This is a genomic window from Streptomyces phyllanthi (assembly GCF_009377205.1).
GTDB lineage: Bacteria > Actinomycetota > Actinomycetes > Streptomycetales > Streptomycetaceae > Streptomyces > Streptomyces phyllanthi.
This window is the reverse complement of record NZ_VJZE01000051.1, coordinates 18,738-33,292: the sequence shown is the minus strand read 5'-3', so window position 1 is coordinate 33,292 and position 14,555 is coordinate 18,738. Positions and strand designations below refer to the sequence as shown.

At 70.8% G+C, this 14,555-nt stretch carries 15 protein-coding genes; 8 read left to right on the top strand and 7 right to left on the bottom strand.

The features are described from left to right. Nucleotides 1-199: 199 nt before the first annotated feature. The 5 genes from FNH04_RS10760 (at nt 200) to thpD (ending at nt 4,312) form a co-directional block, all read left to right on the top strand. On the top strand, nt 200-712 hold the full coding sequence (locus tag FNH04_RS10760; protein WP_152782819.1) for a DinB family protein: 513 nt from the start codon (nt 200-202) through the stop codon (nt 710-712). 333 nt (nt 713-1,045) lie between these two features. After that, nucleotides 1,046-1,606 (top strand): diaminobutyrate acetyltransferase, encoded by a 561-nt coding sequence (ectA, locus tag FNH04_RS10755; RefSeq protein ID WP_152782815.1) that lies wholly within the window; start codon nt 1,046-1,048, stop codon nt 1,604-1,606. 79 nt (nt 1,607-1,685) lie between these two features. Beyond that, a complete protein-coding gene (gene ectB / locus FNH04_RS10750) occupies nt 1,686-2,957 on the top strand; it encodes a diaminobutyrate--2-oxoglutarate transaminase (protein WP_322722888.1) in 1,272 nt (423 codons plus the stop codon). Nucleotides 2,958-3,007: 50 nt separating this feature from the next. Further along, nucleotides 3,008-3,406, top strand: coding sequence for an ectoine synthase (locus FNH04_RS10745; RefSeq protein WP_322722887.1), 399 nt, complete (start codon nt 3,008-3,010; stop codon nt 3,404-3,406). Between the two features lie 6 nt (nt 3,407-3,412). Next, the gene (gene thpD, locus FNH04_RS10740; protein ID WP_322722886.1) at nt 3,413-4,312 is read left to right on the top strand and encodes an ectoine hydroxylase; all 900 of its coding nucleotides are present in this window, start codon (nt 3,413-3,415) and stop codon (nt 4,310-4,312) included. Between the two features lie 358 nt (nt 4,313-4,670). Here the strand turns inward: thpD and FNH04_RS10735 are convergent, their stop codons facing one another. From FNH04_RS10735 to FNH04_RS10705, 7 genes are all read right to left on the bottom strand, one after another. Continuing rightward, nucleotides 4,671-5,702: a maleylpyruvate isomerase family mycothiol-dependent enzyme gene (locus tag FNH04_RS10735; protein WP_152782812.1), complete on the bottom strand. Its 1,032-nt coding sequence runs from the start codon at nt 5,700-5,702 to the stop codon at nt 4,671-4,673. 31 nt (nt 5,703-5,733) lie between these two features. Then, nucleotides 5,734-6,360, bottom strand: coding sequence for an RNA polymerase sigma factor (locus FNH04_RS10730; protein WP_386574971.1), 627 nt, complete (start codon nt 6,358-6,360; stop codon nt 5,734-5,736). A gap of 104 nt (nt 6,361-6,464) precedes the next feature. Next, nucleotides 6,465-7,517 (bottom strand): aminotransferase class V-fold PLP-dependent enzyme, encoded by a 1,053-nt coding sequence (locus FNH04_RS10725; RefSeq protein ID WP_152782809.1) that lies wholly within the window; start codon nt 7,515-7,517, stop codon nt 6,465-6,467. A gap of 193 nt (nt 7,518-7,710) precedes the next feature. Then, on the bottom strand, nt 7,711-8,436 hold the full coding sequence (locus tag FNH04_RS10720; RefSeq protein WP_152782824.1) for a DsbA family oxidoreductase: 726 nt from the start codon (nt 8,434-8,436) through the stop codon (nt 7,711-7,713). 106 nt (nt 8,437-8,542) lie between these two features. Further along, nucleotides 8,543-9,070 (bottom strand): GNAT family N-acetyltransferase, encoded by a 528-nt coding sequence (locus FNH04_RS10715; RefSeq protein WP_152782806.1) that lies wholly within the window; start codon nt 9,068-9,070, stop codon nt 8,543-8,545. Between the two features lie 56 nt (nt 9,071-9,126). Further along, on the bottom strand, nt 9,127-9,735 hold the full coding sequence (locus FNH04_RS10710; protein WP_152782803.1) for a DUF1349 domain-containing protein: 609 nt from the start codon (nt 9,733-9,735) through the stop codon (nt 9,127-9,129). A 281-nt stretch (nt 9,736-10,016) separates the two neighbouring features. Continuing rightward, nucleotides 10,017-11,546, bottom strand: coding sequence for an aldehyde dehydrogenase (NADP(+)) (locus tag FNH04_RS10705; RefSeq protein ID WP_322722885.1), 1,530 nt, complete (start codon nt 11,544-11,546; stop codon nt 10,017-10,019). Nucleotides 11,547-11,700: 154 nt separating this feature from the next. Between FNH04_RS10705 and FNH04_RS10700 the strand changes: the two genes are divergently transcribed. The 3 genes from FNH04_RS10700 (at nt 11,701) to FNH04_RS10690 (ending at nt 14,483) form a co-directional block, all read left to right on the top strand. Continuing rightward, a complete protein-coding gene (locus FNH04_RS10700; protein ID WP_152782797.1) occupies nt 11,701-12,474 on the top strand; it encodes an IclR family transcriptional regulator in 774 nt (257 codons plus the stop codon). Between the two features lie 3 nt (nt 12,475-12,477). Then, a complete protein-coding gene (locus FNH04_RS10695; RefSeq protein ID WP_152782794.1) occupies nt 12,478-12,963 on the top strand; it encodes a GNAT family N-acetyltransferase in 486 nt (161 codons plus the stop codon). Nucleotides 12,964-13,028: 65 nt separating this feature from the next. Continuing rightward, entirely contained in the window at nt 13,029-14,483 is a 1,455-nt protein-coding gene (locus FNH04_RS10690) for a peptidoglycan D,D-transpeptidase FtsI family protein (RefSeq protein ID WP_152782791.1), read from the top strand. The last annotated feature ends 72 nt before the right edge of the window (nt 14,484-14,555 follow it).

Below are 14,555 nucleotides of genomic sequence, written 5' to 3'. Positions count from 1 at the left end.
GTCGTTCAGGCCGCCGTGGCCGCGATGGGGGCCGGACTGGCGGAATCAGGTGTTCCGGTGGACTTCGCGGGTGCGCGTCGGGCTGTGGCAGGGGTGTGGGCGCGACGCTGAACCGCCACCGGGCCCCGGGACCGTATGAGCAGGGGCCGCCCGGGCGGAATGACTCAGGCGGGGCCCGTCCCCGTGTCAGGCTGTGCCCATGACCTCACTCCTTCCCGACGGCCGGCCCATCCCGCTCATGACCGGCGACGAGCGTCCCATGCTGGAGAGCTGGCTCGCCTTCCACCGGGCCACCCTGGAGTTGAAGTGCCAGGGGCTCGACGACGCGCAGTTACGGAGTGCCTCCGCCGCACCCTCCCAGGTGACGCTTCTGGGGCTCGTACAGCACCTCGCCGAGGTGGAACGGAACTGGTTCCAGCGGGCGTTGGCCGGGCACGACGTACCGGCTCTGTTCGGGCCGTCCGGCTTCGAGCTGGATGCCGGGCGCGGGCTCGACGAGGCGCTCTCGACGTGGCGGCGGGAGGTGGCGCGCGGCGAGGAGCTGTGCGCCGGGCGCTCGCTCGACGACACCGGGGTGATCAGGGGCGGCCCGATGGACGGGATCGAGGTCAGCCTGCGCTGGATCCTGATCCACATGATCGAGGAGTACGCGCGCCACAACGGCCACGCCGACATCGTCCGGGAGCACATCGACGGGGCCACCGGGGCCTGATCTCCGGTTCGGGAAATCCGCGCCGAGTGTTCGCGGAAATGCAATAATTCATTCGGGCGCAGCTTCCCGTACCCTTCTGCCCGCTTTTTCATCGCCTAAACGCAAAGATTTCGCGAACACCAGCAGGCGTAATTCGGGTAGATCTCGTGAGGGTTACACTCGTGTGACCGACTCCACAGCACACCCCTTTCCTCCCCCATTATCCGGGCAAAGCGGATCATTTCGACGCCTTCTCGCGCGGCTGTACGCGCCCGCGCGATAACACAAGAGCCTCGCTTCCGTAACCCCGACCGGCGATGCAATTTCAACTTTCGCTGGGTAAATTCAATTGGCATGACTGCCGCACAAGCAGACCTGCCGAACCTGCCGGACCTGCCCGCGGAATTCCTGGAAATGCCGGAGGGACTGCGGATCGACCGTCCCGCCGTGGCGGACGGCGCCGCGCTCTGGCGCCTCGCCGGGGACTCCCGCGCCCTCGACCTGAACTCCTCCTACAGCTACCTGCTGTGGTGCCGTGACTTCGCCGGCACCTCCGCGGTGGCACGGGACACGGAGGACGGGCGGCCCGTCGGCTTCGTCACGGGGTACGTCCGGCCCGAGCGCCCCGACACCCTCCTCGTATGGCAGGTGGCCGTCGACGCCACCCAGCGGGGTCGCGGGGTCGCCGCCGCGCTGCTGGACGGGCTGGCCCTCCGCGTCGCCCGGCAGCACCCGCTGACCACGGTCGAGACCACCATCACGCCGGGCAACACCGCCTCGGAGCGCCTGTTCGCCTCGTTCGCCGCCCGGCACGGCGCCACCGTCGAGCGCGAGGTCCTCTTCGAGGCGGGGCAGTTCCCGGACGGTCCGCACGAGCCCGAAGTCCTGCACCGGATCGGACCGTTGTCCTTCTGATCCCCCTCAGTAGCCGGTACCCCACCAGCCCGATTCCCTCACTCCTGCACACCCCCCACGCATCGAGGAGCGATTCGCCGTGACCATCACCCAGCCCGACCTGAGCGTCTTCGAGACCCTGGAGTCGGAGGTGCGCAGCTACTGCCGCGGCTGGCCCACCGTGTTCGACCGCGCGCAGGGCAGCCGTATGTACGACGAGGACGGCCACACGTACCTGGACTTCTTCGCGGGCGCCGGGTCGCTCAACTACGGCCACAACAACCCCGTACTGAAACGGGCGTTGATCGACTACCTGGAGCGCGACGGCGTCACCCACGGGCTCGACATGTCGACGACCGCCAAGCGCGGCTTCCTGGAGACCTTCCAGAACCTCGTGCTGCGGCCGCGCGACCTGCCGTACAAGGTCATGTTCCCGGGCCCGACCGGCACCAACGCCGTGGAGTCCGCGCTGAAGCTGGCGCGGAAGGTGAAGGGGCGCGAGGCCATCGTGTCGTTCACCAACGCCTTCCACGGGATGTCCCTGGGGTCGCTCGCCGTGACCGGCAACGCCTTCAAGCGCGCCGGCGCCGGTATCCCCCTGGTGCACGGCACACCCATGCCGTTCGACAACTACTTCGACGGCCAGGTCCCGGACTTCCTCTGGTTCGAGCGGATCCTGGAGGACCAGGGCTCCGGGCTCAACAAGCCGGCCGCGGTGATCGTGGAGACCGTGCAGGGCGAGGGCGGCATCAACGTCGCCCGCCCGGAGTGGCTGCGCGCGCTCGCCGAGCTGTGCGAGCGGCAGGACATGCTGCTGATCGTCGACGACATCCAGATGGGCTGCGGGCGGACCGGTGCCTTCTTCTCCTTCGAGGAGGCGGGCATCACCCCCGACATCGTCACCGTGTCCAAGTCCATCAGCGGGTACGGACTGCCCATGTCCCTGTGCCTGTTCAAGCCCGAGCTCGACATCTGGGAGCCGGGCGAGCACAACGGCACGTTCCGCGGCAACAACCCGGCGTTCGTGACGGCCGCCGCGGCCCTGGAGACGTACTGGGCCGACGGCTCCGCCATGGAGAAGCAGACCCGCAAGCGCGGTGAGCAGGTCGAGCAGGCGCTGGCCGCCATCGCGGAGGAGGACCGCGCCGCGATCAAGGAGTACCGGGGTCGCGGGCTGGTGTGGGGCATCGAGTTCGTCGACAGGTCCCGGGCGAACCGGGTCGCCCAGCGCGCCTTCGAACTCGGGCTGCTCATCGAGACGTCCGGCCCGGAGAGCGAGGTCGTCAAGCTGCTCCCCGCGCTCACCATCACGCCCGAGGAGCTGGACGAGGGTCTGCGCACCCTCGCCCGCGCCGTCCGCGAGACGGCCTGAACCACCGTCACAGATCGAGGAAGAACACACCGAGGAGGCGTCGCAGCACCGTGATCGTCCGTTCGTTCAAGGACATCGAAGGCACCGACCGGCACGTCAAAGCCGCGTCGGGCACCTGGGAGAGCAAACGCATCGTCCTCGCCAAGGAGAAGGTCGGCTTCTCGCTGCACGAGACGATCCTGTACGCGGGTACGGAGACGTCGATGTGGTACGCCAACCACGTCGAGGCCGTCGTCTGCGTGGAGGGCGAGGCAGAGCTGACCGACAACGAGACCGGGCAGAAGTACACGATCACGCCCGGGACCATGTACCTCCTGGACGGGCACGAGAGGCACACACTGCGGATCAAGGAGGACTTCCGCTGCATCTGTGTCTTCAATCCCCCCGTGACCGGACGGGAGGACCACGACGAGAACGGCGTCTACCCCCTGCTCACCGAGGAGGTGTGATCCACCGTGACCACCACCGTCACGAACATCCCTGATCTCTACCCCAGCCGCGGCGCCACCGAGGTGTCCGTGCCCCGCCAGGACCCGGTCGTCTGGGGTGCGCCCGGTACACCCGGCCCGATCCCGCTCGCCGATCTCCAGGCGTACGAGCGCGACGGCTTCCTCGCCGTCGAGCAGCTCATCACCGACGAGGAAGTCGCCCTCTACCGCGCCGAGCTGGAGCGGCTCGTCACCGACCCGGAGATCCGCGCCGACGAGCGCTCGATCATCGAGCCGAAGTCGAAGGAGATCCGGTCCGTCTTCGAGGTGCACAGGCTCAGCGGGCTGTTCGCCTCGCTCGTGCGCGACGAGCGGGTCGTCGGACGGGCGCGGCAGATCCTCGGCTCGGACGTGTACGTCCACCAGTCGCGGATCAACGTCAAGCCGGGCTTCGGCGCCAGCGGCTTCTACTGGCACTCCGACTTCGAGACCTGGCACGCCGAGGACGGTCTGCCGAACATGCGGACGGTGTCCGTCTCGATCGCGCTGACCGAGAACTACGACACCAACGGCGGTCTCATGATCATGCCGGGGTCGCACAGGACGTTCCTCGGGTGTGCGGGGGCCACACCGAAGGACAACTACAAGAAGTCCCTCCAGATGCAGGACGCGGGCACGCCGTCCGACGAGGCGCTGACCGCCATGGCCGGTGAGTACGGCATCAAGCTGTTCACGGGCAAGGCGGGTTCGGCGACCTGGTTCGACTGCAACTGCATGCACGGCTCCGGCGACAACATCACGCCGTTCCCGCGCAGCAACGTGTTCATCGTGTTCAACAGCGTGGAGAACACGGCGGTGGAGCCGTTCTCGGCGCCGATCCGCAGGCCGGAGTTCATCGGTGCCCGGGACTTCACTCCGGTGCGATGACCCCAGTCGTTCCAGTGAGCCCTTGAAGGCACGAACCGGCCCGGCCGGGGAGACGGTTGTACGTGGTGTCGACCGGATCGATGTCGCCAGGATCTTCCTGGCGTGGGGCCTTGTCACCGGTCCCGCACCCCATGGCGGTCCGGCCGTCATGGGGTGGATGCGACCCGTGACCGCCCTGTCGTAGGGGGCAGTCGGGAGCGCGAGGCGGTGTGGACGGTTGAGCGCACGCTCGGTCGCTTCACGGCTGCGAAGGTGACCCCGGTGAAGTGACACACGTTGTAGCACTGGTCGGGCCCGGCACCTCACGAGGAGGTGCCGGGCCCGTCCGCGTCCGTCAGCCGGTCGGTTCCTCCGCCGGTCACAGCCAGGACATGGCCGCCGCCGTCTCCAGTACGTTCCGCACTGCGCCCTCGTCGCCCGTGGTCGTCCGCGGGACCGCGTCGGGCGCGTACCGGCCGCCCAGGAGCAGGCAGAAGTCGACCGGGTCGATGACGACCTCGGCCCGTACGGGCTCGTGCTCGGAGCCCAGGACCCACTCGGTGCCGGGCTCCGCACCGGTCATCGCGAACCGGACCGGCGGTGCCGTGCTGAGGACCAGTCCGATGACGCGGAGGGACAGGCGGACCAGCGTCCACAGGTGCTCGTCCGGTGGCGGCGGAACGGGCACACCGAGCGCGCGGCCGAGGTCGTCCGTGTGGATCCAGGTCTCGAAGGCGCGGACGAGGAAGTGCTCGGCGACGGGCAGCGGCATGCCCATCAACGTCGTGGCGCGCGCGGCGCGTTCGGGGTCGTGGGCCTCGGGTGTGGCCAGCAGGGCCCGGGACTGCGCGGCCCAGGCGGCGACGGTCTCCTCGGGGGTGCGCGTGAACTCGTGCGCGATCACCTCGGCGGATCGCGCGTTCCAGGCGTCCTCCCAGGGCGTGTCCTGAGGGACAGGCGAGGCGGGCACGCGCGCGTCGAGGCCCAGCCGCAGGGCGAGCGGCTCGTCGGCGGCGAGGAGGTGGGCGACGGTGGCGTGCGCGTTCCAGTCGTGCACGACGGGTGTCGTCCAGTGTCCGTCCAGCTCCGGCAGCAGCGCCTGGAGTCCGGCGACGGCCGCGGCGTACGGAGCGGCGTGCGGGGCGACCCGCGCGGTGCGCGGACGGGAGCGCAGTGCGGCGGTGAGCACGCCCTGGCCGTTGCCCGCGGCGCCGTTCAGCCGGGAGCCGGCGCGGAGTCCGGCGTGGGGGCCGTCCAGCAGGCGCACGGTCTCCCTGAGCTGCTCCGCCTCCGCCGCGCAGGTCTCGCACTCGGCCAGGTGCAGGGGCACCGTCTTCTGCTCCGCGGGCAGCAGCGCGCCGACGGCCCAGGCGGCCAGCAGTTCCCGCACTTCGTCGTGGTCGATGGCCATCACACGCCTCCTTCCGCTGCCCGTACCACCATCATGCGCCCCTCCCCAGGGCCCGGTCCGGCGGGTCCGTCAGGGATTCGGCGAGCTTGCGCAGCGCGGAGCGGAGCCGGGTCTTCGCGGTCCCCTCGGGTATCCCCAGCTCCCTGGCGGCCTGCCGGTAGGTGCGTCCCGCGAAGTAGGCGAGGTGGACCACCTCCCGCTGGGGCTCCGGGAGACCGGCGAGGGCGGAGTGCAGGAGCAGCGAGCGTTCCCGGTCGACGACCGCCTCGTCCGGGCCGGGTCCGGCGTCGGGGATGGCCTGCAGGGCGGAGTCGTCGGCCTGGGCGGCCTTGCGGTGCCGGGCCTCGCTGCGCACCCAGTCCACGGCCCGCCGGTGGGCGAGTACGGACAGCCAGGTGCGCAGCGAGCCGCGGCGCGGGTCGAAGCCGTACGGCCTGCTCCACAGCTGGGCGAAGACCTCCTGCGCCACGTCCTCGGCGGCGCCCCGGCTGCCCGTGACCCGTACGGCCACCGCCCTGACGAGCCCGCCGTACACGGCGTACGCCTCGTTCAAGGCGGACTCGTCCCCGTAGACCAGCCGCCGATGCAGTGCCGCGTCGGCGGGCACGCTCTCGGTCCTGTCGGCCGTTGGCTCCACCGACACCATCACCTCCGTCATGCCTTCCTAGCGGTTCGGGTGGGGCTCGCGCCAGTGGGCAAGTCGGACGGGCGTGAATCGGACGGTGGATCGGACGCTGGATCGGGCGGTGGATCGGACAGTGGTCAGGCGGACAGGACGTCGAGGAGCCGGTCGACGTCGGCGGGCGTGTTGTACACGTGGAAGGAAGCGCGCAGGTTCCCCGCACGGTTGGAGACCTGGATGCCGGCGCTGCTCAACTCGGGCTGGCGGTGGCCGAGTCGGGGCACGGAGACGATGGGTGAGCCGGGCGCGGGCAGGGGTTCGTGGCCGAGGCGGGCGAGACCCGCGCGGAACCGGTCGGCGAGGGCGAGGTCATGGGCGCGTACGGCGTCCACGCCGAGTTCCTCGATGAGGTCCAGGGAGTGGCGCAGTCCGGTGTATGTGAAGAGAGCGGGGGGCAGGTCGAACCGCCGGGCGGAGTGGGCGAGTTCGGTGACGGGGCCGTAGCAGCTGTCCCAGGGGTTCTCCCCCGCGACCCAGCCGGCCAGCACCGGCGTCAGGGCACCGAAGTCCTCGGGGACGACGAGGAAGGCCGCCCCGTGCGGGCCGAGCAGCCACTTGTAGCAGATGGAGGCGGTGTAGTCGTACGCGTCCGCCTCCACCGGCAGCCATCCGGCCGCCTGGGAGAAGTCGACGTACGTACGGGCTCCGTGCTCCCGGGCCGCCTCGCGCAGCGCGGGCAGGTCGGCGATCCGGCCGTCGGCGGACTGAGCGGCGCTGACCGCGACGAGCGCGGTACCCGGGCGGACGGACTCGGCGATCCGTTCCAGGGGCACGGTCCGCACCTTGAGGTCACCGCGGGCGTGGAAGGGGTTGACGACGGAGGTGAAGTCGTCCTCGGCGGTGAGGACTTCGGCGCCGGAGGTCAGTGACGCGGCGATCAGCCCGGTGTGGGCGGCGACCGACGCCCCCGCCGCCACCCGTGCGACCGGGACTCCGGCCAGCCGGGCGAAGGAGGCCCGGGCGGCCTCCACATCACCGAACAGCGAGTCCAGCGGACTGCCCTCGGCCCTGAGCCGCACGGCCTCGTGCAGCGCGGCCACGGTGCGCGCGGGGAGCAGCCCGCTGCTCGCGGTGTTCAGAAAGGTGTTCTTCGGGGCGAACTCGGATCGGACGAGGCTCTCGAAGGTCTCCATGGGACCACTCTGCGGTCCCGTGAACTCCCCGTCCATTGAGATCTTCTGCGTGGCTCTCCCAAGAGATGCTTATGTATCCGTCCTGACCTGGCCCTTTGGGACCAAGGGGCGCGGGGAACCCCGCGACCGGCCGGAGAGGACCGGCGGCCCGCGGACATCACACCGCGCCCCGACGGCGCCGCCCGAAGACCGTTCACCCCGCCGGAGGCACCGCGCACCCGTCCGGGCCGCAGGCCTCCGCCGCGGCGTCCTCGTCCTGCACGAGCCTCAGCGGGGAGCGCTCACCCCACGCCTCGGTCAGGGCCCGGGTGAAGACCTCGGTGGGCTGGGCGCCCGACACGCCGTACTTGCGGTCGAGGACGAAGAAGGGCACGCCGTTCGCGCCGAGCTGCGCGGCCTCGCGTTCGTCGGCGCGCACGTCGTCGGCGTACGCCTGCGGATCGGCGAGGACCTCGCGGGCCGCGTCCTCGTCGAGTCCGGCCTCGACGGCGAGCGCGAGGAGACGGTCCTCGGCGTCGGCGTAGACGGACCGCTCCTCGGCGAAGTTCGCCCGGTACAGGATCTGGAGCAGCTCGCTCTGCTTCCCCTCCTGCTTGGCGAGGTGGAGGAGGCGGTGCATGTCGAAGGTGCTGCCGTGGTCGCGGCCCTCGGTGCGGTACGCGAGGCCCTCGGCGGCGGCCTGGGCGCGCAGGTTCTCCTCCCCGGCCCGCGCCTGTGCCTCGCTCATCCCGTACTTCTGGCTGAGCATCTTCAGGACGGGCTCGATGTCGCCCTTGGCGCGGTGCGGGTCGAGCTCGAAGGAGCGGTGCACCACCTCCACCCGGTCGCGGTGCGGGAAGGCGTCGAGCGCCTTCTCGAAGCGGGCCTTGCCCACGTAGCACCAGGGGCAGGCGATGTCGCTCCAGATCTCGACGCGCATGGTGGCAGCTCTCTCCAGGTCGTACGGGTCCATGTCCTACGGGACCGAGGGGGCGGAGACGGCTCCGCCCCTCGCTCTCGCTATATGAACCTTCAAGCAGCCCTGTTCATTCCCCGGTACCCCGGGTCACGTCGAACCTGAGGAACAGATGGTGGTCGTCCTCCGCGGGCGGGTACGCCGGGTCGGGGGTCCAGCCCTGGCGGGCGTAGAAGGCCTGGGCGCGCCGGTTGTCCACGTGGACGTCGAGGGTGGCCGTGCTCCTGCCGTCGGCCCGCCACCGCTCCACGCAGGCCGTGTGCAGCGCGGTGCCGATGCCCGTGCGCCAGTGGTCGGGGTCGACGTGGAACTGGAACAGCTTCACGGTGTCGGCGGGCGCGCCCTGTTCCGTACGGTAGGAGGCGATGGCGGTGATCCGGCCGTGCTCGACGACGCACAGCACCTGTCCGTCGGGCCGCCCGATGGCGCCCTGCCAGCGCTCCACCCAGTCAATGCCGTCCTCGGGCAGTCCGTCGGGGTAGTAGGTCGAGCGGGCCCGTACATGCAGTTCGGCGATGGCCTCGGCCTCGGCGGGCAGCGCCGCCCTGATCACCCGGCCTAAGGCCGCACGGTCCTGGTTCACACTGTTTTCGATCATGTGACCGAGGACGTGCCGGGGGCCGCCGTGGTTCCTGTCCCGTACGGCCCCGGTTCTCAGCTTCCGTCGCGCAGCCCGTCCGGCCAGGCGTCCCGGTACTCGATGTGGTCGAAGGTGACGACGCAGCCCTCTCCCACCGGCGACTGGGTCATGAAGCCGACGAGCGCCGCCGACGCCGGTCCCTCGTCGCCGAGGGTGAACAGCCGGACGAAGGTCCAGGTCTCGCCGTCACGGGAGGCGTGGAAGGCGAAGGCCCGGCCGGTGCGGCTGACCCGCAGCCAGACCGAACTCCCCTCCACGGTGAAGGAGTTGGCGTCGTCCGAGTGGCCGCGGGTGACGACCGTGCAGACGGTGGGCACGTCCGGCGAGTACTCCAGGCACAGCTTGGCCCATGCCCGCTCCCCCACGTGGACGTAGAGGACACCCGCGTCGAAGGAGGCCGCGAAGCCCACCGTCACACGGGCGATCAGCTGGAAGTCCCCCTCCGGCGCACCCAGCAGCCGCGGCGCGTCCGAGGCCGGCTCCAGCGCCTCGTCGGTGGGCGGCACGAACCGGTCCTGCCGCGCCCCGGCCCACCCGGTGAGCACACCGTCCTCGTGCGACCAGTTCCCGTCGGGACCGTATGTGCGCAGCGGGAAGGGGAGTTCGGGAAATTTCACGTCCATGGGAAGAGTCAACCAGCTCTCGAACTCCGGTGCGGTATCGCTCCGCTTTCAGGGCCACGAAACGGCGCGCTCTCAGGGGCGTGGGGAACGGCGCGCTCTCAGGGCCACGGGGAACTGCACGTTCTCAGGGGCGCGGGGAACTGCGCGACCAGCCACAACCAACCCGCGGCTCACCGACAACCCGCACCACCCCAGGGGCGCGGGGAACTGCGCGACCAGCCACAACCAACCCGCAGCCGCCGAACAACCCCGCACCCCAACGGCGCTCCCCCGCGGACCAGCTACCGCTCCAGCTGCCCGTTGAACCGCCGCGGCAGCCCCAGCGGATTGTCGTCACGCAGCTCGGGCGGCAGCAGCGCTTCAGGCGCCCCCTGGTAGGCAACCGGCCGCAGCCACCGCTCGATCGCGGTCCCGCCCACGGAGGTCGACGTGGACGTGGTCGCCGGGTACGGCCCCCCGTGGTGCTGGGCCGCGGCCACGGCCACACCCGTCGGCCAGCCGTTCACCAGCACGCGGCCCGCGAGCGGCGTCAGCTCGGCGAGGATCTCCGCGCCCCGCCCCTCACCCGCGGCCTCGGCCTCGGACAGGTGCACGGTCGCGGTGAGGTTGCCCGGCAGCCGGGAGAGCACCGCGTTCGCCTCGGACTCGTCCTCGTAGCGGGCCACGACCGTGAGCGGGCCGAAGCACTCCTCGAGGAGCAGGTCGTGCTCGCCCTCCGCCGCCAGCTTGTCCGCGGGGACGGTCAGGAAGCCCGGGCTCACCGTGTGCTCGCCGCCCGCGCCCGCGGTGACCGGGGACTCCACGTCGGGGAGCTCGGCACGCTCGGCGACACCGGCGATGAAGTTGTCGCGCATACGGTGGTCCAGCAGGACCCCGGAGCCCACGTCGCTGACGGCCTCGGTGAGCGACTTGACCAGCCGGTCACCGGCCGCACCGGTCGGCGCCAGCACCAGCCCCGGCTTCACGCAGAACTGGCCCACGCCCAGCGTCATCGAGCCCGCGAGCCCGGACCCGATCGCCTCGGCGCGCTCGGCGGCCGCGGCCTCGGTGATGACGACGGGGTTCAGGGAGCCCAGCTCGCCGTGGAACGGGATCGGCACCGGGCGCGCGGCCGCCGCGTCGAAGAGGGCACGGCCACCGCGTACGGACCCGGTGAACCCGGCCGCCGCGACCAGCGGGTGCTTGATCAGCTCGATGCCCGCCTCGAAGCCGTGCACGAGACCGACGACACCCGCGGGGATGCCGTGCTCGGCGGCGGCCCGGCGCAGCGCGGCCGCGACCATCTCGGACAGCGCCGGGTGGTCGGGGTGGGCCTTGACGACGACGGGGCAGCCCGCCGCCAGCGCGCTGGCCGTGTCGCCGCCCGCGACCGAGAAGGCGAACGGGAAGTTCGAGGCGGAGTAGACGGCCACGACGCCCAGCGGCACCTTGTAGCGGCGCAGGTCCGGGATCGGCGGGGTCGCGGTGGCGTCGGGGTGGTTGATCACCACGTCGAGGAAGGCGCCCTCGTCGACGATCTCGGCGAAGGCCCGCAGCTGGAAGCAGGTGCGGGCGAGCTCGCCGGTGAGCCGGACCGGGCCGAGCGCGGTCTCCGCGTCCGCGGCCTCGACGAGGTGGTCCTTGGCCGCCTCGAGCTGGTCGGCGGCACCGCGCAGGAACGCGGCGCGGACCGTGCGGTCGGCGAGGGCTCCGCGCACGGCGTGGGCGTCGCGGACGGCCTGGTCGACCTCCTGGGCTGTGGCCTCCACCGCAACCTGTTCACGCTGCTTCCCGGTTCGGGGGTCGACACTCCAGACTGGTGCTGCTGCCACCGCGGGTCCCTCCACATCGAATGCCGCATGCTCTGCCGCAGTTGTTACGTCACTCACCAGGGACGTTCGATATGCTGAACACTGTCTCTGATGATGAATTGGGTGTTGGAGACTATATCTTCAGCTTCTCGTCGAAACGAAGGGGTCTAGGGCGATGTCGGCTGGCGAGACGGGCGGCGGGGCACAGGTCAAGTCCGCCGTACGCACGGTGGAACTCCTCGAGTACTTCGCCGGCCGCCCCGGCATGCATTCCCTGGCCGCCGTGCAGGAAGCCGTGGGCTACCCCAAGTCCAGCCTCTACATGCTGCTGCGCACGCTCGTCGACCTCGGCTGGGTCGAGACGGACGCGACCGGCACGCGGTACGGCATCGGGGTGCGGGCGCTGCTGGTCGGCACCTCGTACATCGACGGCGACGAGGTGGTGGCGGTGGCCCGCCCCACGCTGGACCGCCTCTCGGACGACACGACGGAGACCATCCACCTCGCCCGCCTGGACGGCACGAACGTGGTCTACCTGGCCACCCGCCAGTCCCAGCACTATCTGCGGCCCTTCACGCGCGTAGGCCGTCGGCTGCCCGCCCACTCGACCTCGCTCGGCAAGGCGCTCCTCGCCACCCACACCGACGAGCAGGTCCGCAAGCTGCTCCCGGAGACGCTGCCCGCCCTCACCGAGCACACGATCACCGACCGCGAGAAGCTCATCGAGGAGCTTCACCAGGTCCGCGAGCAGGGCTTCGCCGTCGACCGCGAGGAGAACACGCTGGGCCTGCGCTGCTTCGGCGTGGCCATCCCGTACCGTACGCCCGCCCGCGACGCCATCAGCTGCTCGGTCCCGGTCGCCCGCCTCACCCCCGCCCACGAACAGATGGTGAAGGACGCCCTGTTCGACGCCCGCGACCGCCTGACGCTGGCCACGAGGAGGCTCTGAGCGATGGAGGTCGTACTCCGCGAGGTCCACGACAGCGATCTTCCGGTCTTCTTCCGGCAGACGAACGACCCCGAGGCGCTGCGGATGGCCGCGTTCACCGCGAAGGACCCGGCCGACCGGGACGCCTTCGACGCCCACTGGGGGCGGATCCGTTCCTCGTCCGGCGTCACCGTCCGCACGGTCCTCGCGGACGGCGACGTCGTCGGCAGCGCCGCGGTGTACGGGGAGCCCGGCGAGCGCGAGGTCACGTACTGGATCGACCGCGCGTACTGGGGCCGGGGCATCGCGACGGCCGCGCTGCGCGCGCTGCTGACCGACGTCCCCGAGCGCCCGCTGTACGCGCGGGCGGCCGCCGACAACGCCGGGTCGCTGCGCGTGCTGGAGAAGTGCGGCTTCCGCGTCACCGCGAGAGCAAGGGGGTTCGCGCAGGCGCGTGGCGAGGAGATCGACGAGTTCGTGCTGGCGCTGGCGCCTGACCCGGCTTCATGAATCCCGGATGAGAAAACAGGCGTAAGGGAACGACTCGCCGCGGCCCGCTCGTCCTCCAGGGCGAAATGAACAGGACGATCAGGCGCACCGCCGTCTTCACGCTGCTGCTCGTGCTCGCCCTGCTGGTCAGGGCGACCTGGGTGCAGTTCTACGAGGGCCGGGCGCTCGCGGACGGCAAGGACAACCGGCGGAACGTGATGGAGCAGTACGCGCAGCCGCTCGGGGACATCGTCGTGGCCGGCGATCCGGTCACCGGCTCTAAGCGCACGACGGGAAGCGACCTCGTCTACCAGCGCACGTACAAGGACGGCGCCCTGTACGCGGCCGTGACCGGATACAGCTCGCAGGTGTACGGGGCGACGCTGCTGGAGGGCGTCTACCAGGACCTCCTCGACGGCACGGACACCCAGCTGAAGACCCCGCTGGACGTCCTCACCGACAAGCGTGCCGCGCCCGGCGACGTGATCACCACGATCGACCCGGACGTGCAGAAGGCCGCGTACGAGGCGCTCGGCGACAAGAAGGGCGCGGCCGTCGCGATCGACCCGGCGACGGGCAGGATCCTCGCGGTCGTCTCCGCACCGTCGTACGACCCGGGCACGATCAGCGGCTCCGACGACGGCGCGGCCTGGAGCAGACTGCGGAAGGACGAGGAAGAGCCGCTGGTCAACCGGGCGCTGCGGCAGCCCCTGCCACCGGGGTCCACGTTCAAACTGGTCGTCGCGGCCGCCGCGCTGGAGGACGGGCTGTACTCGTCGGTGGACGAGAGGACCGACAGCCCCGACCCGTACACGCTGCCGGGTACCACCCGGGAGCTCAGCAACGAGAACCCGGACGCCCCTTGCGAGAACGCCTCGATCCGGGTGGCCCTGCAGTACTCGTGCAACAACGTCTTCGCGAAGATGGCCGTGAACCTGGGCCAGGACAAGGTCCGGGCGATGGCGGAGAAGTTCGGCTTCAACGACACGGAGCAGGACGTGCCGGTACGGGCGTACGAGAGCGTGTACCCGTCGGAGATGGACGAGGCGCAGACGGCGCTGTCGGGCATCGGCCAGTTCGACGTGACCGCCACCCCGCTGCAGATGGCGATGGTGTCGGCGGCCATGGCCAACGGCGGCGAGCTGGTCTCGCCCCATATGGTGTCCCGGACCAGTGACGCCGACGGCAATGTGATCGAGGACTACGACAGCAAGGCCGGCACCAAGGAGATCGTCAGCTCCTCGACGGCCGAGCAGCTCCGGTCCGCGATGCGGACGGTGGTCGAGGACGGCACGGGCACCAACGCGCGGATTCCCGGGGCCACCGTCGGCGGCAAGACCGGTACCGCGCAGCACGGCGAGAACAACAGCAAGACGCCCTACGCCTGGTTCACCTCGTACGCGAAGTCGGACTCAACCGGCAAGGAGGTCGCCGTCGCGGTGATCGTCGAGCAGTCGGACGCGGCGCGCTCGGAGGTCAGCGGCAACGGGCTGGCCGCGCCGGTGGCGAAGGCCATGATGCAGGCGGCGCTGAGGAACTGAGCGCCGGAGTGAACCTCCTCCGCACGAATGCCGTCTGAAGAGACGGGCCGCCCCTTCCCCCGGGGGCGGCCC

Coding starts and splice junctions, on each gene's coding strand:
- FNH04_RS10735 (WP_152782812.1), bottom strand. CDS start 5,702: ATGGCCATCGACCACGACGAAGTGCGGGAACTGCTGGCCGCCTGGGCC.
- FNH04_RS10720 (WP_152782824.1), bottom strand. CDS start 8,436: ATGCGCGTCGAGATCTGGAGCGACATCGCCTGCCCCTGGTGCTACGTG.
- FNH04_RS10710 (WP_152782803.1), bottom strand. CDS start 9,735: ATGGACGTGAAATTTCCCGAACTCCCCTTCCCGCTGCGCACATACGGT.
- ectA (WP_152782815.1), top strand. CDS start 1,046: ATGACTGCCGCACAAGCAGACCTGCCGAACCTGCCGGACCTGCCCGCG.
- FNH04_RS10690 (WP_152782791.1), top strand. CDS start 13,029: ATGAACAGGACGATCAGGCGCACCGCCGTCTTCACGCTGCTGCTCGTG.
- FNH04_RS10700 (WP_152782797.1), top strand. CDS start 11,701: ATGTCGGCTGGCGAGACGGGCGGCGGGGCACAGGTCAAGTCCGCCGTA.
- FNH04_RS10695 (WP_152782794.1), top strand. CDS start 12,478: ATGGAGGTCGTACTCCGCGAGGTCCACGACAGCGATCTTCCGGTCTTC.
- FNH04_RS10730 (WP_386574971.1), bottom strand. CDS start 6,360: ATGACGGAGGTGATGGTGTCGGTGGAGCCAACGGCCGACAGGACCGAG.
- FNH04_RS10715 (WP_152782806.1), bottom strand. CDS start 9,070: ATGATCGAAAACAGTGTGAACCAGGACCGTGCGGCCTTAGGCCGGGTG.
- FNH04_RS10725 (WP_152782809.1), bottom strand. CDS start 7,517: ATGGAGACCTTCGAGAGCCTCGTCCGATCCGAGTTCGCCCCGAAGAAC.
- FNH04_RS10760 (WP_152782819.1), top strand. CDS start 200: ATGACCTCACTCCTTCCCGACGGCCGGCCCATCCCGCTCATGACCGGC.